The 22,167-nt window shown below is 72.9% G+C and carries 17 protein-coding genes and 1 pseudogene; 14 read left to right on the top strand and 4 right to left on the bottom strand.

What is annotated here, in order from left to right; genetic code table 11:
* Position 1: 1 nt before the first annotated feature.
* The 13 genes and pseudogenes from O4U47_RS08850 (at position 2) to O4U47_RS08790 (ending at position 15,926) form a co-directional block, all read left to right on the top strand.
* The gene (locus tag O4U47_RS08850) at positions 2 to 1,303 is read left to right on the top strand and encodes an NADH-quinone oxidoreductase subunit D (RefSeq protein WP_270677177.1); all 1,302 of its coding nucleotides are present in this window, start codon (positions 2 to 4) and stop codon (positions 1,301 to 1,303) included.
* Positions 1,302 to 2,021: pseudogene (gene nuoE / locus O4U47_RS08845) on the top strand (NADH-quinone oxidoreductase subunit NuoE); the annotation flags it as partial. The gene O4U47_RS08850 and the pseudogene nuoE, both read left to right, overlap by 2 nt.
* Positions 2,018 to 3,319 carry an NADH-quinone oxidoreductase subunit NuoF gene (gene nuoF / locus O4U47_RS08840; protein WP_270677176.1) on the top strand — a complete coding sequence of 434 codons (1,302 nt, stop codon included), beginning with the start codon at positions 2,018 to 2,020 and terminating at the stop codon, positions 3,317 to 3,319. The pseudogene nuoE and the gene nuoF, both read left to right, overlap by 4 nt.
* Positions 3,316 to 5,802, top strand: a complete 2,487-nt coding sequence (locus O4U47_RS08835) for an NADH-quinone oxidoreductase subunit G (RefSeq protein WP_270677175.1) — start codon at positions 3,316 to 3,318, stop codon at positions 5,800 to 5,802. Before nuoF ends, O4U47_RS08835 begins: the two co-directional genes overlap by 4 nt.
* Positions 5,799 to 7,178, top strand: coding sequence for an NADH-quinone oxidoreductase subunit NuoH (gene nuoH, locus O4U47_RS08830; RefSeq protein ID WP_408638951.1), 1,380 nt, complete (start codon positions 5,799 to 5,801; stop codon positions 7,176 to 7,178). Before O4U47_RS08835 ends, nuoH begins: the two co-directional genes overlap by 4 nt.
* Positions 7,171 to 7,758, top strand: coding sequence for an NADH-quinone oxidoreductase subunit NuoI (nuoI, locus tag O4U47_RS08825; RefSeq protein WP_270677174.1), 588 nt, complete (start codon positions 7,171 to 7,173; stop codon positions 7,756 to 7,758). Before nuoH ends, nuoI begins: the two co-directional genes overlap by 8 nt.
* On the top strand, positions 7,755 to 8,645 hold the full coding sequence (locus tag O4U47_RS08820) for an NADH-quinone oxidoreductase subunit J (protein WP_270677173.1): 891 nt from the start codon (positions 7,755 to 7,757) through the stop codon (positions 8,643 to 8,645). Before nuoI ends, O4U47_RS08820 begins: the two co-directional genes overlap by 4 nt.
* Positions 8,633 to 8,932: an NADH-quinone oxidoreductase subunit NuoK gene (nuoK, locus tag O4U47_RS08815; protein ID WP_017593304.1), complete on the top strand. Its 300-nt coding sequence runs from the start codon at positions 8,633 to 8,635 to the stop codon at positions 8,930 to 8,932. Before O4U47_RS08820 ends, nuoK begins: the two co-directional genes overlap by 13 nt.
* A gap of 50 nt (positions 8,933 to 8,982) precedes the next feature.
* Positions 8,983 to 10,854 (top strand): NADH-quinone oxidoreductase subunit L, encoded by a 1,872-nt coding sequence (nuoL, locus tag O4U47_RS08810; protein ID WP_270677238.1) that lies wholly within the window; start codon positions 8,983 to 8,985, stop codon positions 10,852 to 10,854.
* 3 nt (positions 10,855 to 10,857) lie between these two features.
* On the top strand, positions 10,858 to 12,411 hold the full coding sequence (locus O4U47_RS08805) for an NADH-quinone oxidoreductase subunit M (protein WP_270677172.1): 1,554 nt from the start codon (positions 10,858 to 10,860) through the stop codon (positions 12,409 to 12,411).
* Complete coding sequence (nuoN, locus tag O4U47_RS08800) at positions 12,408 to 14,006, top strand: NADH-quinone oxidoreductase subunit NuoN (RefSeq protein WP_270677171.1); 1,599 nt, start codon at positions 12,408 to 12,410, stop codon at positions 14,004 to 14,006. The genes O4U47_RS08805 and nuoN overlap by 4 nt, the downstream gene beginning before the upstream one ends.
* Positions 14,007 to 14,245: 239 nt before the next feature.
* Positions 14,246 to 15,253 (top strand): polyprenyl synthetase family protein, encoded by a 1,008-nt coding sequence (locus O4U47_RS08795; protein WP_270677170.1) that lies wholly within the window; start codon positions 14,246 to 14,248, stop codon positions 15,251 to 15,253.
* A gap of 223 nt (positions 15,254 to 15,476) precedes the next feature.
* Positions 15,477 to 15,926, top strand: a complete 450-nt coding sequence (locus tag O4U47_RS08790; protein WP_270677169.1) for a PRC-barrel domain-containing protein — start codon at positions 15,477 to 15,479, stop codon at positions 15,924 to 15,926.
* Here O4U47_RS08790 and rarD read toward each other — a convergent pair.
* Positions 15,914 to 16,876, bottom strand: coding sequence for an EamA family transporter RarD (rarD, locus tag O4U47_RS08785; RefSeq protein WP_270677168.1), 963 nt, complete (start codon positions 16,874 to 16,876; stop codon positions 15,914 to 15,916). The two genes, O4U47_RS08790 and rarD, sit on opposite strands and share 13 nt — an antisense overlap.
* Before the next feature lie 135 nt (positions 16,877 to 17,011).
* Positions 17,012 to 18,997, bottom strand: coding sequence for a serine hydrolase domain-containing protein (locus O4U47_RS08780; protein ID WP_270677167.1), 1,986 nt, complete (start codon positions 18,995 to 18,997; stop codon positions 17,012 to 17,014).
* Positions 18,998 to 19,145: 148 nt separating this feature from the next.
* On the opposite strand from O4U47_RS08780, the gene msrA reads away from it, so the two are divergent.
* Complete coding sequence (gene msrA / locus O4U47_RS08775; RefSeq protein WP_270677166.1) at positions 19,146 to 19,811, top strand: peptide-methionine (S)-S-oxide reductase MsrA; 666 nt, start codon at positions 19,146 to 19,148, stop codon at positions 19,809 to 19,811.
* Between the two features lie 141 nt (positions 19,812 to 19,952).
* On the opposite strand, the gene O4U47_RS08770 is transcribed toward msrA, so the two are convergent.
* Together O4U47_RS08770 and O4U47_RS08765 are read right to left on the bottom strand one after the other, a co-directional pair.
* Entirely contained in the window at positions 19,953 to 20,324 is a 372-nt protein-coding gene (locus O4U47_RS08770; protein WP_270677165.1) for a hypothetical protein, read from the bottom strand.
* Positions 20,325 to 20,425: 101 nt separating this feature from the next.
* A complete protein-coding gene (locus O4U47_RS08765) occupies positions 20,426 to 20,920 on the bottom strand; it encodes a hypothetical protein (protein WP_270677164.1) in 495 nt (164 codons plus the stop codon).
* Positions 20,921 to 22,167 lie beyond the last annotated feature (1,247 nt).

The following is a 22,167-nucleotide window of genomic DNA, read 5'->3' as shown; positions in this document are numbered from 1 at the left end:
CATGAGCGCACAGGCCACCGAGGAGCACGTGGACGTCGGCGGCGGCGACTGGGACGAGGTCGTCGCGGCGGCCCAGGCCGCCTCGGCCGAGCGGCTGGTCGTCAACATGGGCCCGCAGCACCCGTCCACGCACGGGGTGCTGCGGCTGATCCTGACCCTCGACGGCGAGACCGTCACCGAGGCCCGGGTCGGCATCGGCTACCTGCACACCGGCATCGAGAAGAACATGGAGTTCCGGACGTGGACCCAGGGGACCACGTTCGTGACCCGCATGGACTACCTCACGCCGATCTTCAACGAGACGGCGTACTGCCTGGCGGTGGAGAAGCTGCTGGGCATCACCGGGGAGATCCCCGACCGGGCCAACGTCATCCGGGTGCTCATGATGGAGCTCAACCGGATGAGCTCGCACTTCGTCGCGCTGGCCACCTTCGGCATGGAGCTGGGCGCCACCACGGTGATGACCAGCGGCTTCCGGGAGCGCGAGATGGTGCTCGACATCTTCGAGCTGATCACCGGGCTGCGGATGAACCACGCCTACATCCGCCCCGGCGGCGTCTCCCAGGACCTGCCCTCCGGCGCGGTGGGCAAGGTCCGCGAGCTGCTCACCGAGATGCCCAAGCGGCTGCGCGAGATCCGCAAGCTCCTCGACGCCAACCCCCTCTACCTGGCCCGCACCAGGGACGTGGCCCACCTGGACCTGGCGGGGTGCATGGCGCTGGGCGTGACCGGGCCGCTGGTGCGCGCCTCGGGCCTGCCCTGGGACCTGCGCAAGGCCCAGCCCTACTGCGGCTACGAGGACTACGAGTTCGACATCCCGGTCTCCGAGGGCGGCGACGTCTACGCCCGGTACCGCGTGCGCATGGCCGAGGTCGAGCAGAGCCTGCGAATCGTCGAGCAGTGCCTGGACAAGCTGGAGCCCGGCCCGGTGATGGTGGACGACCCCAAGATCGGCTGGCCCGCCAAGCTCGCGCTGGGCGCCGACGGCCTGGGCAACGCGCCCGACCACATCGCGCACATCATGGGCGGCTCCATGGAGGCGCTGATCCACCACTTCAAGCTGGTCACCGAGGGCTTCCGCGTGCCCTCGGGCCAGGCCTACGCCGCCGTGGAGAGCGCCAAGGGCGAGCTGGGCTGCCACGCGGTCAGCGACGGCGGCACCCGGCCCCACCGGGTGCACTTCCGCGACCCCTCGTTCACCCACCTGCAGGCCGTGGCGGCGATGTGCGAGGGCGGCACGGTCGCCGACGTGATCGCGGCGGTGGCCAGCATCGACCCCGTGATGGGAGGCGTGGACCGGTGACGGAGCGAGCGAGGAGGGGAGGGCCCCGATGACGAGGACCTTCGACGAGGAGACCAGGGCGCGGCTGGAGGTCGACGCCAAGGAGGTCATCGCCCGCTACCCCAAGGCGCGGTCGGCCCTGCTGCCCCTGCTCCACCTGGTGCAGGCCGAGGAGGGCCACGTCAGCACCGCCGGGATCGGCTTCTGCGCCGACCAGCTGGGGCTGACCGCGGCCGAGGTCACCGCGGTGGCGACCTTCTACACCATGTACAAGCGCCGCCCGGTGGGCGACTACCACGTGGGCGTGTGCACCAACACCCTGTGCGCGGTGATGGGCGGCGACGAGATCTTCTCCGCCCTCAAGGAGCACCTGGGGGTGGGCAACGACGAGACCACCGAGGACGGCACGGTCACGCTGGAGCACGTGGAGTGCAACGCGGCCTGCGACTTCGCCCCGGTCGTGATGGTCAACTGGGAGTTCTTCGACAACCAGACCCCCGAGAGCGCCAAGGAGCTGGTCGACGGCCTGCGCCTGGGCCGGGACGTGCGCCCCACCCGCGGCGCGGGATCGGTCTGCACCTGGAAGGAGGCCTCCCGGGTGCTCGCCGGGTTCTCCGACGGGCGCGCCGAGGAGGGGCCGCAGGCCGTGGGCCCGTCCCTGGAGGGGCTGCGGCTGGCCCGCGAGCGCGGCTGGACCGCGCCCGGTCCGGACGCCGCCGGAGAGGGGGCGGAGCAGTGACGACCGCGCTCACCCCCGTCCTGTCGGCCAACTGGGACCGCGCCGACGCCCCCACCCTGGAGGGCTACCGCGCGACCGGCGGCTACCGGGCCCTGCGCACCGCGCTGGCCATGGAGCCCGACGCCCTGGTCGAGACGGTCAAGTCCTCGGGCCTGCGCGGCCGCGGCGGCGCCGGGTTCCCCACCGGCATGAAGTGGGGCTTCCTCCCGGCGGACAACCCCAACCCGCGCTACCTGGTGGTCAACGCCGACGAGTCCGAGCCGGGCACCTGCAAGGACATCCCGCTGATGATGGCCAGCCCGCACACGCTGCTGGAGGGGGTGATCATCTCCTCCTACGCCATCCGCAGCAACCAGGCCTTCATCTACGTGCGCGGCGAGGTGCTGCACGTGATCCGGCGGCTGCGGCGCGCCGTCGAGGAGGCCTACGCGGAGGGACTGCTGGGCACCGACATCCTCGGCAGCGGCTTCGACCTGGACGTGGTGGTGCACGCCGGGGCCGGGGCCTACATCTGCGGCGAGGAGACCGCGCTGCTCGACTCGCTGGAGGGCTACCGGGGCCAGCCCCGGCTCAAGCCGCCCTTCCCCGCGGTGGCCGGGCTGTACGCCTCGCCGACCGTGGTGAACAACGTCGAGTCCATCGCCACGGTGCCCTCCATCGTCGCCAACGGCGCCGAGTGGTTCACCTCCATGGGCACCGAGAAGTCCGCCGGGTTCGGCTTCTTCTCGCTGTCCGGGCACGTCGCCCGGCCCGGGCAGTACGAGGCCCCGCTGGGGGTGACCCTGCGGGAGCTGCTGGAGATGGCCGGGGGCGTCCGCGCCGGGCACGAGCTGAAGTTCTGGACCCCGGGCGGCTCGTCCACCCCGATCTTCACCGATGAGCACCTGGACACCCCGCTGGACTTCGAGTCGGTGGGGGCGGCCGGGTCCATGCTCGGCACCCGGGCGCTGCAGATCTTCGACGAGACCACCTGCGTGGTCCGCGCGGTGGGCCGGTGGATCGCCTTCTACGCCCACGAGTCCTGCGGCAAGTGCACCCCCTGCCGCGAGGGCAACTTCTGGATGGTCCAGGTCCTGGACCGCCTGGAGGCCGGCGAGGGCTCCGAGGCCGACCTGGAGAAGCTCCTGGACATCTGCGACAACCTGCTGGGCCGCTCCTTCTGCGCCCTGGGCGACGGCGCCACCAGCCCGGTGATGTCGTCGATCAAGTATTTCCGGCAGGAGTACATCGACCACTTCGAGCAGGGCGGATGCCCGTTCGACCATGCGAAGTCGACCGTGTGGGGAGGGACCCAGTGACCGTCACGACGAACGCCTCCTCGGGGGGCACCCCCGCGGTCCCGCCGGAGGACCTGGTCACCGTCACCATCGACGGGTTCCGCATCCAGGTGCCCAAGGGGACGCTGGTGATCCGCGCCGCCGAGCTGCTGGGCATCCAGATCCCGCGGTTCTGCGACCACCCGCTGCTCGACCCGGTCGGGGCGTGCCGCCAGTGCCTGGTGGAGATCCCCGACGCGGGGAACGGCCGGGCGATGCCCAAGCCGCAGGCCTCCTGCACGATCACGGTGATGGAGGGCATGGTCGTCAAGACCCAGCTCACCTCGCCGACCGCGGAGAAGGCCCAGCGCGGCATCATGGAGTTCCTGCTGGTCAACCACCCGCTGGATTGTCCGGTCTGCGACAAGGGCGGCGAGTGCCCGCTGCAGAACCAGGCCATGTCCAACGGCCAGGGGGAGACCCGCTTCACCGAGACCAAGCGCACCTTCCCCAAGCCGGTGCCGCTCTCCACCCAGGTGCTGCTGGACCGGGAGCGGTGCATCCAGTGCGCCCGCTGCACCCGGTTCTCCGCGCAGATCGCCGGGGACCCGTTCATCGAACTGCTGGAGCGCGGCGCGAACGAGCAGGTCGGCATCGCCGAGGGCGAGCCCTTCCAGTCCTACTTCTCCGGCAACACGGTGCAGATCTGCCCGGTGGGCGCGCTGACCGGCGCCGCCTACCGGTTCCGCTCGCGCCCCTTCGACCTGGTGAGCACCCCCAGCGTGTGCGAGCACTGCGCCGCCGGGTGCGCCCAGCGCACGGACCACCGGCGCGGAGCGGTCACCCGCCGCCTGGCCGGGGACGACCCGGAGGTCAACGAGGAGTGGAACTGCGACAAGGGCCGCTGGGCGTTCACCTACGCCACCCGGCCCGACCGCCTCACCCGCCCGCTGGTGCGCGATGAGGAGAGCCGGGCGCTGGAGTTCGCCTCCTGGCCCGAGGCGCTGACCATGGCCGCGGAGGGGCTGCGCACGGCGCGCCGCACGGCGGTGCTCACCGGCGGGCGGCTCACCCAGGAGGACGCCTACGCCTACGCCAAGTTCGCCCGGGTGGCCCTGAGGACCAACGACGTGGACATGCGGGCCCGCCCGCACTCGGAGGAGGAGGCCGAGTTCCTGGCCGCCCGCGTGGCCGGGACCGGGCTCGGCGTCACCTATTCCGACCTGGAGGGCGCCCCCGCGGTGCTGCTCGCCGGGTTCGAGCCCGAGGACGAGTCGCCGGTGGTGTTCCTGCGGCTGCGCAAGGCGCACCGGGCCGGGCGGCAGCGGCTCTTCTCGCTGGCGCCCTTCGCCAGCCGGGGCCTGGACAAGGCCGGGGGCGCGCTGGTCCCGTCCGCCCCCGGCGAGGAGGCGCACATCCTCGACGCCCTCGCCGACCGGGCGCCCGACGCCGACGCGGCGCTGCGCGAGGAGGGCGCCGTCCTCATGGCGGGGGAGCGGCTGGCGCAGAGCCCGGGGGCGCTGTCCGCGCTGGTCCGGCTGGCCGACCGCACCGGCGCCCGGATCGCCTGGGTGCCGCGCCGGGCCGGGGAGCGCGGCGCCGCCGACGCCGGGGCGCTGCCCAACCTGCTTCCGGGCGGCCGCCCGGTCGGCGACGCCCGCGCCCGCGCCGAGACGGCCCGGGTCTGGGACACGGCCTCCCTCCCCGAGCGGGAGGGGCGCGACACCGCCGCCGTCCTCGCGGCGGCCGCCGCCGGGGACCTGGACGCCCTGGTCGTCGCCGGGGTCGAGCTGGACGACCTGCCCGATCCGCACGCCGCCCGCGAGGCGCTGGCCGAGGTGCCGTTCATCGTCTCCCTGGAGCTGCGGGCGAGCGAGGTCACCGACCGCGCCGACGTGGTGCTGCCGGTGGCCGCGGTCGCCGAGAAGTCCGGCACCTTCGTCGACTGGGAGGGGCGGCCGCGCCCCTTCGACGACGCGCTGAAGGTGCCCGGCGCCCTGTCCGACCTGCGGGTGCTGGCCGCCGTCGCCGACGAGATGGACGTCCACCTGGGCCTGCCCGACGCCGCGGCGGCCCGCCGCGAGCTCCAGGAGCTGGGCGCCTGGGGCGGGGAGCGGGTCCCCGACCCGCTCACCCGCCCCGAGGCGGCCCCCGCCCCCGGCCGGGGCGAGGCGGTGCTGGCCACCTGGCGCCAGCTGCTGGGCAACGGCCGGATGGAGGACGGCGAGCCCTACCTGGCCGGGACCGCGCGCCCGGCCGCCGCCCGGCTCTCGGCCGCCACGGCCGCCGAGATCGGGCTGGCCGACGGCGGCGCGCTGCGGGTCGCCGGGCCCGGCGGCGCGGTCACCGTGCCCGCCGTCGTCGCCGCGGACATGCCCGACCGCCTGGTGTGGCTGCCCGCCAACGCCCACGACTGCGACGTCCGCCGCGACCTGGGCGCCGCGGCCGGGGACACCGTCCGCCTGGAACCGGTCCGCACGGCCGACGCGGCCGGGACCGCCACGAGTGCTGGGAGCGCGCAGTGAAGCCCGACGCCGTCACGACGCCCGCCGCCCTGCAGGCGGCGGCCGCCGAACCGGGCCTGGGGGCCTTCGGCGGCGATCCCTGGTGGATCATCCTCATCAAGGCCGTGGGCATCTTCGTGTTCCTGATGGTCTGCGTGCTCATGATGATCATGGCCGACCGCAAGGTCATGGGCCGCATGCAGCAGCGCCACGGCCCCAACCGTATGGGCCCCTGGGGGCTGCTGCAGTCCCTGTTCGACGGCGTGAAGCTGTCGCTCAAGGAGGACGTGATCCCGCGCAACGTGGACCGGCTGGTCTACATCGCGGCGCCGATGATCGCGGCCGTCCCGGCCTTCATCGGCTTCTCGGTGATCCCGCTGGGGCCCGAGGTGTCGATGTTCGGCGTGGAGACGCGGCTGCAGCTCACCGACCTGCCGGTGGCGGCCCTGGTGGTGCTGGGCACCGCCGCGATCGGGGTGTACGGCATCGTGCTGGGCGGCTGGGCCTCCCAGTCGCCCTACGCCCTGCTCGGCGGGCTGCGCGCCTCGGCGCAGGTGATCAGCTACGAGATCGCCATGGGGCTGAGCTTCGTGGCGGTGTTCATGCTCGCGGGCACGCTGACCACCTCCGGGATCGTCGCGGCCCAGCAGGAGCTGTGGTTCGCCGTGCTGCTGCTCCCCTCGTTCCTCATCTACCTGGTCACCATGGTCGGCGAGACCAACCGGCTGCCGTTCGACCTGGCCGAGGGCGAGGGCGAGCTCGTCGGCGGCTTCATGACCGAGTACGGGTCCATGAAGTTCACCATGTTCTTCCTGGCCGAGTACGTGAACATGGTGACCGTCGCCGCGGTCTCGGTCACCTTCTTCCTCGGCGGCTGGTACGCCCCGCCGCCGATCACGATGTTCTGGGAGGGCGCCAACGCCGGGTGGTGGCCCCTGCTGTGGTGGCTGCTGAAGTTCCTGGTGGTCATGTTCCTGTTCATCTGGCTGCGCGGCTCGCTCCCGCGGATCCGCTACGACCAGCTCATGCAGCTCGGGTGGAAGATCCTCATCCCGGTGCAGCTGGTGTGGATCACCGCCGTGGCCGCCGTCCGGCTGATGGTGAACGAAGGGGCGCCCGTCGGCGCGACGGTCGCCGTCGGCGCCGCGTTCGCCCTGGTCACCGTGGTGGCCATCGCCGCCTGGGCGCGTTCGGTCAAGCGCCGCCGCGCCGCCGAGGCCGCCGAGCGCGCCGCGGAGCTGCGCGCCACGGCCGCCGACCCCGCCCGCGGCGGGTTCCCGGTGCCGCCGCTGCGCGCCGCGCACTACGGCAGCAGCGTCCCGGCGGAGCCGCCCCTGCACACCGCACCGGCCCCGGCCGGCAGTCCCGCCAAGCGTGAGGAGGTTACCGGTGCTTGACTGGCTCAACCCCGTCAAAGGGTTCGGCGTCACCTTCCACACCATGTTCAAGAAGGTGCCGACCGTCGAGTACCCGGAGGTGAAGCGCCCCACGGCGCCGCGCTTCCACGGACGCCACCGGCTCAACCGGTGGCCCGACGGCCTGGAGAAGTGCATCGGCTGCGAGCTGTGCGCCTGGGCCTGCCCGGCCGACGCGATCTACGTCGAGGCCGGGGACAACACCGAGGACGACCGGTACTCGCCCGGCGAGCGCTACGGCCGCGTCTACCAGATCAACTACCTGCGCTGCATCCTGTGCGGGCTGTGCGTGGAGGCCTGCCCCACCCGGGCGCTGACCATGACCAACGAGTACGAGCTCGCCGACGACGACCGCGAGAGCCTCATCTACACCAAGGAGCAGCTCCTGGCCGGGCTGACCGAGGACATGGAGGCCCCGCCGCACCCGATGCGCCTCGGCGACACCGAGGAGGACTACTACCGCCACCACGGCGAGGCCGCGCGGCGCCAGACGCCGGCCCCCGAGGCCGCCCGGGACGCGGCGGCCGCGGGCGAGCCGGCCGGGAACGGGGCGGGCCGATGAGCGAGGCCGTCGCGTTCTGGACCATCGGCGCGGTCGTGCTGGCCGCCGCCGCGGGGGTGGTGCTCTCCCGCAAGGCCGTCTACTCGGCGCTGATGATGGCCGTGGTCATGCTGGGGCTGGCCGTCTTCTACGGGATGAACCAGGCGCCCTTCCTGATGGTCGTGCAGATCGTCGTCTACACCGGCGCGGTCCTGATGCTGTTCCTGTTCGTGCTGATGCTCGTCGGCGTCAGCTCGGCGGACTCGCTGGTGGAGACCATCCGCGGGCAGCGGGTGCTGGCCGGGACGGTCGCGCTGTGCTTCCTGCTCGCCCTGGGCCTGGGGCTGACCCGGATCTCCGGCGCCGAGCCGGCGGGCCTGGGCGCCGCCGCGGCCGCCGGGGGCACCGTGCCCGCGATCGCCTCCGAGGTGGTCTTCCGGTACGTCATCGCCTTCGAGGCCACCGGCGCCCTGCTGATCACCGCGGTGCTCGGCGCCCTGGTGCTGGCGCACGCCGCCCGCACCTCCAAGCGCCGCACCCAGCGCGAGCAGGCCCGCGAGCGGGTGCTCAGCGGCCACCCCACCCCGCTGCCGGGGCCCGGCACCTACGCCCGGCACAACGCCATCGACATGCCCGCGCTGCTGCCCGACGGGTCGGTCGCGCGGCTCTCGCTCAACCCGGTGCTGGCCGCCCGCGACCCCGAGCTGCAGTCCGGCGTGCCCGACGACGTCCGGCTGGGCACCGTGCCCGAGGCCGGGGGCGCCTCGGACTCGGCCGCCTCCAAGGAGGCGGGCGGGACCGGCCGGGAGCCGGGGCCGGCCGACGCCGGGGAGGGCGCCGCGGACGGCGCCGAGGACGGTGCCCAGAGCGCCGAAGGACAGGAGGCTGAGCGCTCGTGGACCCCATGAACTACATCGCGCTGGCCGCGCTGCTGTTCACCATCGGCGCCCTGGGCGTGCTGGTCCGGCGCAACGCGATCATCGTCTTCATGTGCGTCGAGCTCATGCTCAACGCCTGCAACCTGGCGTTCGTCGCCTTCGCGCGCATGCACGGCGACATCGAGGGGCAGGTCATCGCGTTCTTCGTGATGGTCGTCGCCGCCGCCGAGGTCGTCGTGGGGCTCGCGATCATCATGCAGATCTTCCGGACCCGCAGGTCGGCGTCGGTCGACGACGCGAACCTGCTCAAGTACTAGAAGGCGGCGCGACCGTGTCTGACAACTCCCTCGTGCTCGGCGGCGCCTGGATGCTCATCGCGCTGCCCCTGCTGGGCGCGGCCGTCCTGCTGCTGGGCGGCCGGCGCACCGACGGGTGGGGCCACTGGCTCGCGGTGGCGCTGCCCGCGGGAAGCTTCGTGTGGGCGGTGCTCGCCCTGGCCGAACTGCTCGGCCGGGGCGCGCACGAGCGCAGCGTCGACGTGCCGGTCTACACCTGGTTCGCCTCCGGCGGCCTGGAGGTGGGCGCGAACCTGCTGCTCGACCCGCTGTCGATCAGCTTCGCCCTGCTCATCACCGGTGTGGGCACGCTGATCCACGTCTACTCGGTGGGCTACATGGCCCACGATGAGCGGCGGCGCCGGTTCTTCGCCTACCTGAACCTCTTCGTCGCGGCGATGCTGGTGCTGGTGCTGGCCGACAACTTCGTGCTGCTCTTCCTCGGCTGGGAGGGCGTGGGCCTGGCCTCCTACCTGCTGATCGGGTTCTGGCAGCACAAGCCCTCGGCGGCGGTGGCGGCCAAGAAGGCCTTCCTGGTCAACCGGGTCGGCGACCTGGGCCTGCTGATCGCCGTGATGATCATCTTCACCACCTTCGGCACCGTGGCCTACTCCGGGGTCTTCGCGGAGCTGGACGGGGCCGGGCAGGGCGTGCTCACCGCGATCGGGCTGCTCCTGCTGCTCGGCGCCTGCGGCAAGTCCGCCCAGCTCCCGCTGCAGTCCTGGCTGCTGGACGCGATGGAGGGCCCCACCCCGGTGTCCGCGCTGATCCACGCGGCCACCATGGTCACCGCCGGGGTGTACCTCATCGTGCGCGCCGGGCCGGTCTTCGAGGCGGCCCCGGCCGCCCAGACCGCCGTCGCGGTCGTCGGCGCGGCCACCCTGCTGGCCGGGGCGGTCATCGGGTGCGCCAAGGACGACATCAAGAAGGCCCTGGCCGGGTCCACCATGAGCCAGATCGGCTACATGACGCTGGCCGCCGGGCTCGGCCCGGCCGGGTACGCGGTCGCCATCGCGCACCTGGTCACCCACGGGTTCTTCAAGGCCGGGCTGTTCCTGGGCGCCGGGTCGGTCATGCACGGCATGAACGACGAGGTGGACATGCGCCGCTACGGCGCCCTGCGCCGGTACATGCCGGTGACCTTCGCCACCTTCGGCCTGGGCTACCTCGCCATCATCGGGTTCCCGCTGCTGTCGGGGTGGTGGACCAAGGAGGGCATCATCGAGGCGGCGTTCGCCTCGGGCGGCGCCTCCGGGCAGGTCTACGGCTGGGCGGCCCTCGTCGGCGCCGGGCTCACCGCGTTCTACATGACGCGCGTGATGATCATGACCTTCTTCGGCGAGAAGCGCTGGGACGAGGGCGCGCACCCGCACGAGTCCCCGCTCTCCATGACCGCGCCCATGGTGGTGCTGGCCGCGGGGTCGGTGGCGCTGGGAGCGGTGCTCGTCTACGGCTACCGCTTCGCCGCCTTCCTGGAGCCGGCCGTGGGCGCCCCGGAGGAGCACCACGAGTTCCACCTGTCCGCCATGCTCACCAGCTGGCCGTCGCTGACGGCCCTGGGCCTGATGGTCGCGGGCGCCGCCGTCGCCTGGTTCATGTACGGCCGGGCGCCGGTGCCGCGCACCGCTCCGAAGGGGAACTTCGTGACGGTGGCGGCCCGCAACGAGCTCTACGGCAACCAGATCAACGAGGGCCTGCTCATGCGGCCGGGCCAGGCCGTCACCAAGGCGCTGGTCGCCATCGACACCCACGTCGTCGACGGCGCGGTGCAGGGGGTGGCCTCCGGGGTCCGCAACACCTCCGGCGAACTCCGCCGCGCCCAGACCGGGTTCGCCCGCACCTACGCGCTGACCATGCTGTTCGGCGCCGCCGTCGTCGTCGCCACGCTGGCAGTGAGGATTTAGCCGATGTCCGATATCCCCTGGCTGACTCTGGGAGTGGCCCTGCCGGCGCTGGGCGCGCTGGCGGTGGCGCTGATCCCGCGCGCGGCCGCCGGGCTGGCCAAGCGGGTCGCGCTGGGCGTGTCCCTGGGCACGCTGGCCCTGATGGCCGCGATGGCCGCCAACTTCTCCACGGCCGCCGCCGGAGAGCTGCAGTTCACCGAGGTCCACCCGTGGATCCCGCGGTTCGGGATCAGCTACGCGGTGGGCGTGGACGGCATCGCGCTGATGCTGATCCTGATGTCGGTGGTGCTGGTGCCGCTGGTGATCCTGGCGGCCTGGAACGAGTGCGACGACGCCGAGGACGGGGGCAAGGGCTACTTCGGCCTGATCCTGCTCCTGGAGGCGATGATGGTCGGCGTCTTCGCCGCCACCGACGTCTTCCTGTTCTACGTCTTCTTCGAGGCCATGCTCATCCCGGTCTACTTCATGATCGGGCGCTACGGCCGCGGCGCCGAGCGGCGCAGGGCCGCGGTCACCTTCCTGCTCTACAGCCTGGCGGGCGGCCTGCTGATGCTGGTCGCGGTCATCGGGGTGTACGTCTACGGCGGCACCTTCCTGTGGAGCGAACTGGCCGACGGCGCCCTGGCGCAGGTCGACCCGTCCGCCGCGCGGTGGCTCTTCCTCGGCTTCTTCATCGCCTTCGCGATCAAGGCGCCGATGTGGCCGCTGCACAGCTGGCTGCCCAGCGCCGCCTCGTCCTCCCGGCCCGGCACCGCGGTGCTGCTGGTCGGCGTGCTGGACAAGGTCGGCACCTACGGCATGCTCCGCTACTGCCTGGAGCTGTTCCCCGGGGCCGCCACCTGGTTCGTGTGGCCCGCGGTGGCGCTGAGCCTGGTCAGCATCGTCTACGGCGCGGTGCTCGCCATCGGCCAGAGCGACATGATGCGGCTCATCGCCTTCACCTCGGTGTCCCACTTCGGGTTCATCACGCTGGGGATCTTCGCGATGACCACCCAGGGCCAGTCCGGTGCGGCGCTGTACATGGTCAACCACGGCTTCGCCACCGGGGCCCTGTTCCTCATCGTCGGGTTCCTGATCGCCCGGCAGGGGTCGGCGGCCATCGCCGACTACCAGGGCGTGCAGAAGGTCGCCCCGGTGCTGGCCGGGACCTTCCTGCTGGCCGGGCTGGCGGGCCTGGCGCTGCCCGGGCTGGCGCCGTTCGTCAGCGAGTTCCTCGTCTTCGTCGGCACCTACGCCTTCAACCCGGTCCCGGCGGTCATCGCCGCGGTCGGCGTGGTGCTGGCCGCCCTCTACATCCTGTGGATGTACCAGCGCACCATGACCGGCCCGGTGCCCGAGCGGCTGTCGGGCCTGCGCGACCTGAACGCGCGCGAGGTCGGGGCGATCGCCCCGCTCGCCGCGCTCATCGTGGTGCTGGGGGTCTACCCGCAGCCGATGCTGGACGCCGCCGAGCCCGCGGTGGAGCGCACCATGCTCCAGTTGGACGCCGTCGACCCCGCGCCCGCGGTCGACGGTTCGGGGCCCGTCGCGGGCGGCGGAAAGGAGCCTGGAGAGTGATCACCGACACGCCCCCGAGCATCGACTACTGGCTGCTCGCCCCGATGCTGACCGTCTTCGGGGCGGGGGTGCTGGCCGTGCTGGTCGAGGCCTTCGCCCCCAAGGCGCGGCGCCGCCCGCTGCAGCTGGCGCTCACCGCGGCCGCGCTGATCGCCGCGTTCGTGCTGACCGTGCTGCAGGTCGGGTCGGTCCCCGCCGCGGGCACCACCCTGGCCATGGGCGCGGTGGCGGTGGACCGCCCGGCGCTGTTCTTCCAGGGCACCGTCCTGGTGCTGGCCGCCATCGCGCTGCTGCACATCGCCGAGCGGCGGAGCGGGGAGGACGCGTTCGCCGCGCAGGCCGCCGCCGTCCCCGGCAGCGAGGAGGAGCGGGCGCACACGCTCGCCGGGTCCGAGCACACCGAGGTGTACCCGCTGGTGCTGTTCGCGGTGCTGGGCATGCTGCTGTTCACCTCCGCCAACGACTTCCTCACCCTGTTCATCGCCCTGGAGGTGATGAGCCTGCCGCTGTACCTGCTGTGCGGGCTCGCCCGGCGGCGCCGCCTGTTCTCCCAGGAGGCGGCGGTCAAGTACTTCCTGCTGGGGGCGTTCTCCTCGGCGTTCTTCCTGTTCGGGATCGCGCTGGTGTACGGCTTCTCCGGGTCGGTGAACTACGCCGGGGTCGCCGCGGCGGTGCGGGCCGGCGGAGGCGGCGCCTTCGCGGGCGGCGGCGGGGAGCCGCTGCTGCTGCTCGGCATCGCCCTGGTCGGGGTCGGGCTGCTGTTCAAGGTCGGCGCGGTTCCCTTCCACAACTGGAAGCCCGACGTCTACCAGGGGGCGCCCACCCCCGTCACCGCGCTGATGGCCTCGGGCACCCTGGTGGCGGCGTTCGGCGCGCTGCTGCGGGTGTTCTTCACCGCCTTCGGCGACACCGCCGAGACCTGGCGGCCGATGATCTGGGTGGTGGCGATCCTCACCATGGTGCTGGCCGCGGTGGTGGCCGTCACCCAGCGCGACATCAAGCGGCTGCTGGCCTACTCCTCGGTGGTGCACGCCGGGTTCGTGCTGACCGCGGTGGTCGCCGCCGACTCCGCCGGGCTCGCCGGGGCCATGTTCTACTTGGCCGCCTACGGGTTCACCACCATCGGCGCCTTCGCCGTGGTCACCCTGGTGCGCACGCACGAGGGCGGGCCCGAGGCGGGCGAGCTGACCCGGTGGGCCGGGCTGGGGCGCACCGCCCCGCTGCTGGCCGGTGCGCTCTCGCTGTTCCTGCTCGCCTTCGCCGGTATCCCGCTGACCAGCGGGTTCATCGGCAAGTTCGCGGTTTTCGAGGCGGCGGTGGCGGCCGGGGCGGTGCCCCTGGTGGTGGTCGGCGTGCTGAGCAGCGCGGTGACCGCGTTCTTCTACGTGCGGATCATCGTGCTGATGTACTTCGCCGAGCCCGCCGCCGACGGGACCGTGCACACCGCCCGCGCGGGGGTGCTCACCGGCACCGCCATCGGCGTCGGGGTGGCCGCCACCCTGGTGCTGGGGGTCTACCCCACGCCGGTGCTGGACCACCTGGTGCCGCAGCCCGGGCAGGAGGCGGTGGCCACGGCCGGGGCCTTCACCCGCTGACCCGCTGCGCTGACGCGCTGCGCCGCGGCCCCGCCGGACGGCCCCGACCGGGGTGCTCCGGCGGGGCCGCGGCGCCGGTGGTCACCGCCGGTTCACGGGCGGTGAGTGGCTTTGGCTGATCAATCCGGGTCCGATAACTTGGCTAGTCGGTCGATGTTCATCCCGAGAGCGCGCGAAATGCCGGACCGGCGCCAGGCCGGGACCCGGGGCGCGCGCCCGTTGACGTGTGGAGCTTTCTGGTGAGCGGTGCTGTCCCGAGCGGTTTCCTCGCTCTGCCGAGTGTCGACCCGGTGCTCGCCCGCGCGGTCCAGGACGACCTGGAGCGGGTCGAGGAGGTGCTGCGGGACACGGTCGAGGCCGGGGACCCGCTGCTCCGTCAGGCCGCCGCCCACCTGCTGGAGGCGGGCGGCAAGCGGTTCCGGGCGACGCTGGTGCTGCTGGCGGCCCGGTTCGGCGGGGCCGCGGACAACCCGGAGCTGATCCCCGCCGCCGCCGTGGTGGAGCTCACCCACGTGGCCACGCTCTACCACGACGACGTGATGGACGAGGCGGACATGCGCCGCGGGCACACCAGCGCCAACCAGCGCTGGGGCAACTCCATCGCCATCCTCACCGGTGACTTCGTCTTCGCCCGCGCTTCGGAGATGCTCGCCGACCTGGGCACCGACGCGGTGCGGCTGCAGGCGCGCACCTTCGGACGGCTGGTGCAGGGGCAGATCCTGGAGACCTCCGGGCCGGCCGAGGGCACCGACCCGCGCGACCACTACATGCAGGTGATCGCGGACAAGACCGCCTCCCTCATCGCCTCCTCGGCGCGGTTCGGGGCCCTCTTCGGCCGGGCCGACCAGGAGGTGGTCGAGGCCCTGACCCGGGCCGGCGAGGCGCTCGGGATGGCCTTCCAGCTCTCCGACGACATCCTCGACGTGGCCGGGGACTCCCGGGAGTCGGGCAAGACCCCCGGCACCGACCTGCGCGAGGGCGTGCTCACGCTGCCCATGTTCCATGCGCTGCGCGGCACCGCCCCCGCCGACGCGCGGCTTCGCTCCCTGCTCGGGCGGCCCCTGGACGAGGACGAGGCGCAGGAGGCCCTGGCGCTGCTGCGCGCGCACGAGGCCATGGAGCTGGCGCGTGCGGAGATGCGCGGGTGGGCCGACCGGGCGCGGGCCGAACTGGCCCCCCTGCCGAAGGGGTCGGCGCGCGAGGCGTTCGAGGCCCTGTGCGACTACGTGGTCGAGCGCACGGGCTGACCGCGCCCTCCCCGCGTTGATCTCGGGAAGACCGCCCCTGAAACCGCGCCGGTAGCGTCGTTTTTCCCGAGATCGACGACGCATTCGGCGGCGGCGCGCGGGACCAACGCGGGGGGAAGGGCGCGTAAGGCCTTGGCAATACCCGGCCGGGCCGGGCATGAATCCGTGGCGAGCCGGGAAGCACCGCATCTGACCAGGCATGATGCCGGGATATGGTGCGGGAGTGGGCGCCGTGGAGGACTACACGGGAGCGCGGCGGCTGATCGGGAACCGGCTGTTGGACCGGGACGGCACCGTCGTGGGCCGGATCGGCCAGGTGTTCTTCGACGACCGCACCCGCGAGCCGACGTGGGTGACGGTGCGCACCGGGGTGTTCGGCACCGGGGAGAACTTCGTCCCGCTGCGCGGGGCGCACCCCGTCGAGGAGGGGCTGCGGGTGCCCTTCGACGCCGAGACCGTCCGGGCCGCGCCGAGCTTCTCCGTCGACCGGCACATCTCGGTCGAGCAGGAGGACGCGGTGTTCGAGCACTACGGGCTGGCGCCGGAGCTGCCCGGCCCGCGCGAGCCGCACCGGCCCCGCGGGCGGCACCGCAGGCCGGAGCCGGGGGAGGCGGCCCACGCGGGCGGGGGCGCCGGTGACACGGGCGAAGAGCAGGTGGATCAGTTGGGCTGAGCCGCCGGGCGTTCGCCGGCGCCGCCCGGGTCCGCCCCCTGCTCCTCTTCCCCCTTCTCGCGCCCGGGGCGCGGGTTGCGCCGGGCGTTGCGGAGCATGTCCGTGGCGAAGACGACGAGGGCGGCCCAGACGATCCCGAAGCCGATCCAGCGGCTGAGCGGCAGCGGCTCGTCGAAGATCAGCCAGGCGAAGAGGAACTGCATCACCGGGACGACGAACTGCAGCAGCCCGATCATGCTGAGCGGGATGCGGCGGTTGGCGGCGCCGAAGCACATCAGCGGGACGGCGGTGGCCAGCCCGCTGCCGATGAGCAGGGCGGTGTGCGCGGGGGACAGGGAGACGAAGGTCCCGGCCCCGGACGATTCCAGGTGCGCCACGTAGGCCAGCGCCGGGAGCAGCATGAGCAGCGTCTCGACGGTCAGGCTCTGCAGCCCGTCGAGCGTGGTGAAGCGCTTGACCAGGCCGTAGGTGGCGAAGGAGAGCGCCATGCCCAGCGAGTACCAGGGAACGCCGCCGTAGGCGTAGGTGAGCACCGCGACCGCGGCGGCGCCCAGCGCGATCGCGGTCCACTGGGCCGGGCGCAGCCGCTCGGAGAAGACGAGCACCCCGAGCACCACGCTCACCAGCGGGTTGATGAAGTAGCCGAGGGCGGCCTGGGAGGTCTGCCCGGAGTTCACGGCGACGATGAACAGGCCCCAGTTGGCGGAGATGACCGCCGCCGCGGCACCGAGCACGAGGAGCTGCCGCGGCGTGCGCAGGGCGGCGAGGATCGGCCGCCAGCCGCGCCTGAGTGACAGCAGCAGGCCCACGACCAGCAGGGACCACACCATCCGGTGGGCGAGGATCTCCAGCGGGGCGGAGGGCTCGAGCAGGGGCCAGTAGAGGGTGGTCAGGCCCCACATGAGGTAGGCGCTGGCCCCGAAGAGCACGCCGCGATCGGTCTCGGACACCCCAGCAGCGTAGAGGGAAACATCCCATGAGGGGTAGTGAGATCTGCTAACGACCGGCGTTAGTAACGGTGACGGATGTCCGCGCAGGTAGGGGCGGCGCCCGGGCCGGGCGCCGCCCCCCGGACGCGTCGGGCCTCACAGCCCTGGCAGGACCACCAGCCCGTAGGCCAGGGCGAGGGCCGAGAGCAGCGCCAGGGCCGCCACCACCAGCGTGAAGTGGATGCGGGCGGTCGGCCCCCACCACCCCCGCACCCAGGCCGGGACCGTGAGCACGGCGGCCGCGGCGGTCAGCGGGAGCGCCGCGGTCATCGGGACCATCAGCAGCGGCGGATAGGGCGGGAAGAGCGGGGTGCCCGGACCGAAGCCGTGCACCGCCAGGGCGATTCCGGAACCGGCGACCAGGGCCGCGCTCAGCGCCCCGGCCAGCCCGGCCGCGAGGCGGGCGCCGACGGCCATGGGCGAGGCCTCGGCGGTCCGGCGCCCCCGGAGGAGGCGCGCACCGGCGGCGGCCGGCCAGGCCAGCGCCGACAGGGCGAGGACGAGGGCGATCGCGGCCGCCGTGCCCTGGAGCAGGGCGTCGCGGTACCAGGGGACCCGTTCGAAGGCGTTCACCGGCGCGTCGGCGAATCCCGCCGCGGTGATGGCGCCGCCCTCCTCGATGAAGACCAGCTCCCGCCCCTCCTCGGAGCGGAAGACGCCGTCCCCGGCGGGGGTCCACTCCGCGGTGCCGCTCATGGGGTCGGCGGTGACGAGCCGGCCGCCGTCGGCGCGGACCCGGAGCTGGAGCGCGGAGTAGAACACCAGGGCGGGTTCACGGTGCGGGATGCGGGTCATGGAGTACGTGCCGGTGTAGCGCTCCAGACCGCCGTCGGCCGCGCGGTCCGCGGCGTTGGCGGCGCCCGTTTCCCCGGGAACCGGCGGCGCGGCTCCGTGGAACTCCTCCAGGTACTCGCGGACCAGGTCGTCCCGGAGGGTGAACATCCCCTCGGCGGTGCCGTCGCCGTTCGCGGCGACATGGATCCCGCCGCCGTCCTCGGGCACGATCGCGTACTCGGTGTGCAGCCCGCCCGAGTCGCCGCCGTGGCCGACCACCCGCGGGTCCCCGGTGCGGACCTCCCAGACGCCGTAGCCGCTGCCGGTGAGGCGCGGATCGTTGGCGGCCTGCCGGTCCAGCATGGTGCGGACGGCGCCGTCGGCGAGCACGTCCTGCCCGGCGGGGCGATCGCGCAGCAGCTCCAGCATGAACACGCCCATGTCGGCAGGGGTGGAGAAGGCGCCACCGGCCGGGGAGGGGTTGATGTGCTCGTGTTCGAGGGGTTCCCGGCCTCCCTCCCCGGCCCCGTACACGGAGGGGATCTCCAGGCGCTCGCCGAGCGTGTCCGGGTCGCCGAACGCGGTGCGGTCCATCCCGAGCGGCTCGAAGAGCGTCCGGCCGATGTAGGCGCCGTACGGCTCGCCGGTCACCTCCTCGATGATCCGCCCGGCCATGGCGTACCCGTAGTTGGAGTAGCCGGTGTAGCGGCCCGGCGGGTGGATGCGCTCGGGGCGGTACTCGGCGACGTAGCGGTCGAGCGGGAGCAGTTCGGCCTCCGACGGCGCGTCCATCGCGTCGAGCTGCTCGGCGAAGCCCGCGGTGTGGGTGAGCAGGTGGTGGACGGTGACGGGGCCGCGCGGGTCGTCCGGCACCCGTTCCGCCTCGGGGAGGTAGGTGTTGACGTCCGCGTCGAGGTCGACCCCGCCCTGCTCGGCCAGGGACACGAGGGCGGCGCCGACGAAGGACTTGGCGATGGAGGCGGTGGGGAAGGCGGTGCGGTCGGGGTCGACCGGTTCGCCGGACTCCAGGTCGGCGCTGCCGTAGCCGTCGGCGACGAGGACCTCCCCGCCGCCGACGACGGAGACGCCGACGCCGGGCACCCCGTACTCGTCCATGAGCGCGGGGACGCGCTCATCGAGGAAGGCGCGAACGGCCTCGGCATCGGGAGTGCCGTCGGCGCTCGCGGCGGGGGCGGAGGGGGCCGTGTACACGGCCGCCGACGCCGCGTCCATAGGGCTCAGGGTGATCGCCGCCGGTATCGCCAGGGCGAGCGCGGCGGCCGCCGGTGCGGTGGTCGGGAAGGGCATGGGAGCCTCCGGAGGGGGCGGCATGGACTCCCGATGAACGTAGGCTCGCGCCCCTGGGCCGGGCACTGCCCCTGGGGCCCGTTCCACGGTGGGGGAAGCCCCACCCCGACCCCTGGGGCCGGGGCGACCGGGCGGATACCGTGGAGGCATGTTCGGGCAGAAGACCACCATGACCGACCCGGAGCGGGCGCTGCCCGGCCGGGACACCCCGATGCCGGTCCCGGAGCGCCACGAGGTGCTGGGGACCCCGCTGGCACCGCCGTACCCCGAGGGCAGCGCGATCGCCGACTTCGGCATGGGCTGCTTCTGGGGCGTTGAGCGCACGTTCTGGAGGCTGGGCGCCGAGCGCGGCATCATCACGACGGCGGTGGGCTACCAGGGCGGGTACACGCCCAACCCCACCTACGAGGAGGTCTGCACGGGTCGCACGGGCCACACCGAGGCGGTGCGCGTGGTCTTCGACCCCCGGAAGATCGCGTACGAGGACCTGCTGAAGGTGTTCTGGGAGGGCCACGACCCGACGCAGGGCATGCGTCAGGGCAACGATGTGGGCACCCAGTACCGGTCGATGATCCTGTACCACGACGAGTCCCAGCGCGCGGCGGCCGAGTCGTCCCGCGAGGCGTTCCAGCCGGTGCTCACCCGCGCCGGGTACGGCCCCATCACCACGGAGATCGTGGAGGCCGGTCCCTTCTACTTCGCGGAGGGGTTCCACCAGCAGTATTTGAGCGACGCGAAGAACCCCAACGGCTATTGCGGCGTGGGCGGCACCGGCGCGAGCTGCCCCATCGGCGTGGCCCGTACCGACGGCTGACGGGCGGCCGTGGGCGGTGTCCACACGAATCTCCCGCGTATCTCTACCCGCGTACACCGGCCCGTCCCGGTCGAACGATCGGCCGGGACGGGCCGTACGGATCGCCGAGCGCGTGGTGGACGATCGCGGCTTCAGGCGGGGTCAGACGTCCAGGTTCTCCTCGACGCCCTTGAGCCGGTGGCGGGCCAGTGCGAGGTTGGAGCGATCGCGGTCCAGGGCCAGGTACAGGAAGAGCCCCTGCCCCTTGCGCCCGGTCAGCGGCCGGATGATGTGGTACTGGGTGGACAGCGTGATCAGGATGTCGTCGATCGCATCCTGGAGCCCCAGGTCGCTCATGGTCCGCATCTTCGCCCGGACGACCTCGGTGTTGCCGGCCGAGGCGACCGTCAGGTCGAGCTGGGAGGTCGCGCTGAGCGACCCCAGCGGCATCCCGCTCCCGTAGTCGACCACCGCGGCGCCGATCGCGCCGTCGATCGCCATCATGTCCTTCAGGCCGGTCTCGATGTTCGGCATGTGCCTCACTCCAATGCGTGTTCTCCGGAAAAAGCCCGATAGCCCCGCCTTCCCGCGCAGAGCGGCCAGGCGCGAGGGCAGGGTGTGCCAGGGGGAGCGGGTCAAGGGGCCACCGCCTCCTGGACCGGCGGAACGTCCGCGTTCAGTTCCCGCAGACCGTTGAGCACGCGTTCGAGGACGGACCGATCGTCCATGACCCGGACCCGTGACTCGGGGGTGCGGTCGCAAGCCGTGCGGCGCCGGCGAGGGGACGGGGGCGCCGGTGCGGAGGCGAGTTCCCGCAGCAGGCGCATGGCGAGGCCCAGGTGGCCCTCGGAGCGCGCCATACGCACCTGCACGCACAGGTCGCCGTCGTCCAGCGGCGCCACCAGCAGGTGGTGCTCCCGGCCGGTGACCACGAGCTGTTCGATTCCGGTCCCCGTGTAGCCGGGAATCCCCCGGGCCGCCCGCAGCAGGGCGGCGGCCTCCGGGGCCGGGGCCGCGGCTCCGCCCCCGGCCACCGCGATCTCGTGCCCTTCGGAGACCCGGACCAGGCCGACCCGGCGCACCCCGGGGATGGACAGAACCTTCCGCATCCGGTCCTCGATCGCGACCACGGCGCCTCTCCGCGTTCGTGGACATCTCCGCTACCGCCCGAGCGCGGGCGGGTCGTCGGTCTCGTTCATGCCCTGACATTAATGATGTTTCGCTGAATGGGGAGGGTTTTTCCGAGATTTCCGGAACCGGTATTCGGAAAGCGGGTGCCTGTCGGGCGGTATGAATATTTCCGGCCATCGATGCGGCGATTATCGCCGGAATTCCTCGCGACCGGCGGGATGGTGCGTTATTCCCGTCGTGCGGTATTCGGGCCGGAGGGCCCGGAGCCGCTGATCGGACGCATACCCCCTCTCGGCCGGACGGGCTCCCACCGTGCACAGGCCCCGACAGGGGAGCCGCCGCGCTGACGGGGGCCCTTCCGCCCGCAGCGCGCCGCCTCAGCAGCGTGAGGGCTCGTCCAGAGGTGTCCTTGGCGGGGGGCATCCTTCCTGCCCGACGATGAACGCCGGGCCGGCGGCGACGCGAAGCCTCCGGTGAACCGTCGCCGCCGGATCGGCCGCCGCCGTGCGGTAGTAGCCGCCGGCCTGATCCTCGACGTTCCCGCCCGGGGGAACCCGAGGGAAGGCGGCGGGGAACCGGCATGTCGATGCGGAACCGTTCGTCTGGGCCCGGCATGGCGGGGGGACCGGCGCCTTGCCCGGAGGAACGGCGGCCTCCGGGGCCGAGGGGTCCGGTCATCAGAGCGCGGGTGGCCGCCGCCTTTCACGGACCGTCCGGGGCGGGCGGCGATGAGCGCGTGGACTGTCGGCGCATAGGGCCCAGTCCTCCAAAAGAGTGCGCAACCCTCCTTCATGCGCAGGTGAAGATCGCCCCGCTTCCTGTCGGCCGAACCGGGCGCCTACGGGAACTCGGATGCCTCCTGAGGAACATCGGAAACGGAGAACCGGCGCGATTCGATAGGAGCGGGTGATGAACGGATCCGCGGGTAAGCGGAACGTCCGTACGGTCGCGGCACTGGCGTTGTTCGGCCTGTGGCCTCTGGGGGCGCCGGCATTCGCCGGTGCGGAGGAACGGGCCGTGGCGCACGCTCCCGGGGGAACGGTGCTGGATGTGGAGTCGTCTCGCGAGACGGCGCCGGTTGAGGAAGGGCCCATCGCTGAGGGACCGGTCCGGCCGCTCGAACAGGAGCGGTCAGGCCCTTCGAAGAGCGGGGTGCCGCATTCTGACACTGCGGGGTCCGAGGCATCGGAGGCGCAGGTCGCCCCGGATCCCCCCGCAGTACGTGCCGCCGTCTCCGGAGCCCGCG

It is taken from the genome of Nocardiopsis suaedae (genome assembly GCF_027706745.1).
Taxonomy (GTDB): Bacteria; Actinomycetota; Actinomycetes; order Streptosporangiales; family Streptosporangiaceae; genus Nocardiopsis_A; species Nocardiopsis_A suaedae.
Note: the sequence above shows the minus strand (reverse complement) of the source record. Positions and strands in the feature narration are given on the sequence as shown.

Coding starts and splice junctions, on each gene's coding strand:
- O4U47_RS08850 (WP_270677177.1), top strand. CDS start 2: ATGAGCGCACAGGCCACCGAGGAGCACGTGGACGTCGGCGGCGGCGAC.
- O4U47_RS08820 (WP_270677173.1), top strand. CDS start 7,755: ATGAGCGAGGCCGTCGCGTTCTGGACCATCGGCGCGGTCGTGCTGGCC.
- nuoL (WP_270677238.1), top strand. CDS start 8,983: ATGCTCATCGCGCTGCCCCTGCTGGGCGCGGCCGTCCTGCTGCTGGGC.
- O4U47_RS08805 (WP_270677172.1), top strand. CDS start 10,858: ATGTCCGATATCCCCTGGCTGACTCTGGGAGTGGCCCTGCCGGCGCTG.
- O4U47_RS08780 (WP_270677167.1), bottom strand. CDS start 18,997: ATGCCCTTCCCGACCACCGCACCGGCGGCCGCCGCGCTCGCCCTGGCG.
- msrA (WP_270677166.1), top strand. CDS start 19,146: ATGTTCGGGCAGAAGACCACCATGACCGACCCGGAGCGGGCGCTGCCC.
- O4U47_RS08770 (WP_270677165.1), bottom strand. CDS start 20,324: ATGCCGAACATCGAGACCGGCCTGAAGGACATGATGGCGATCGACGGC.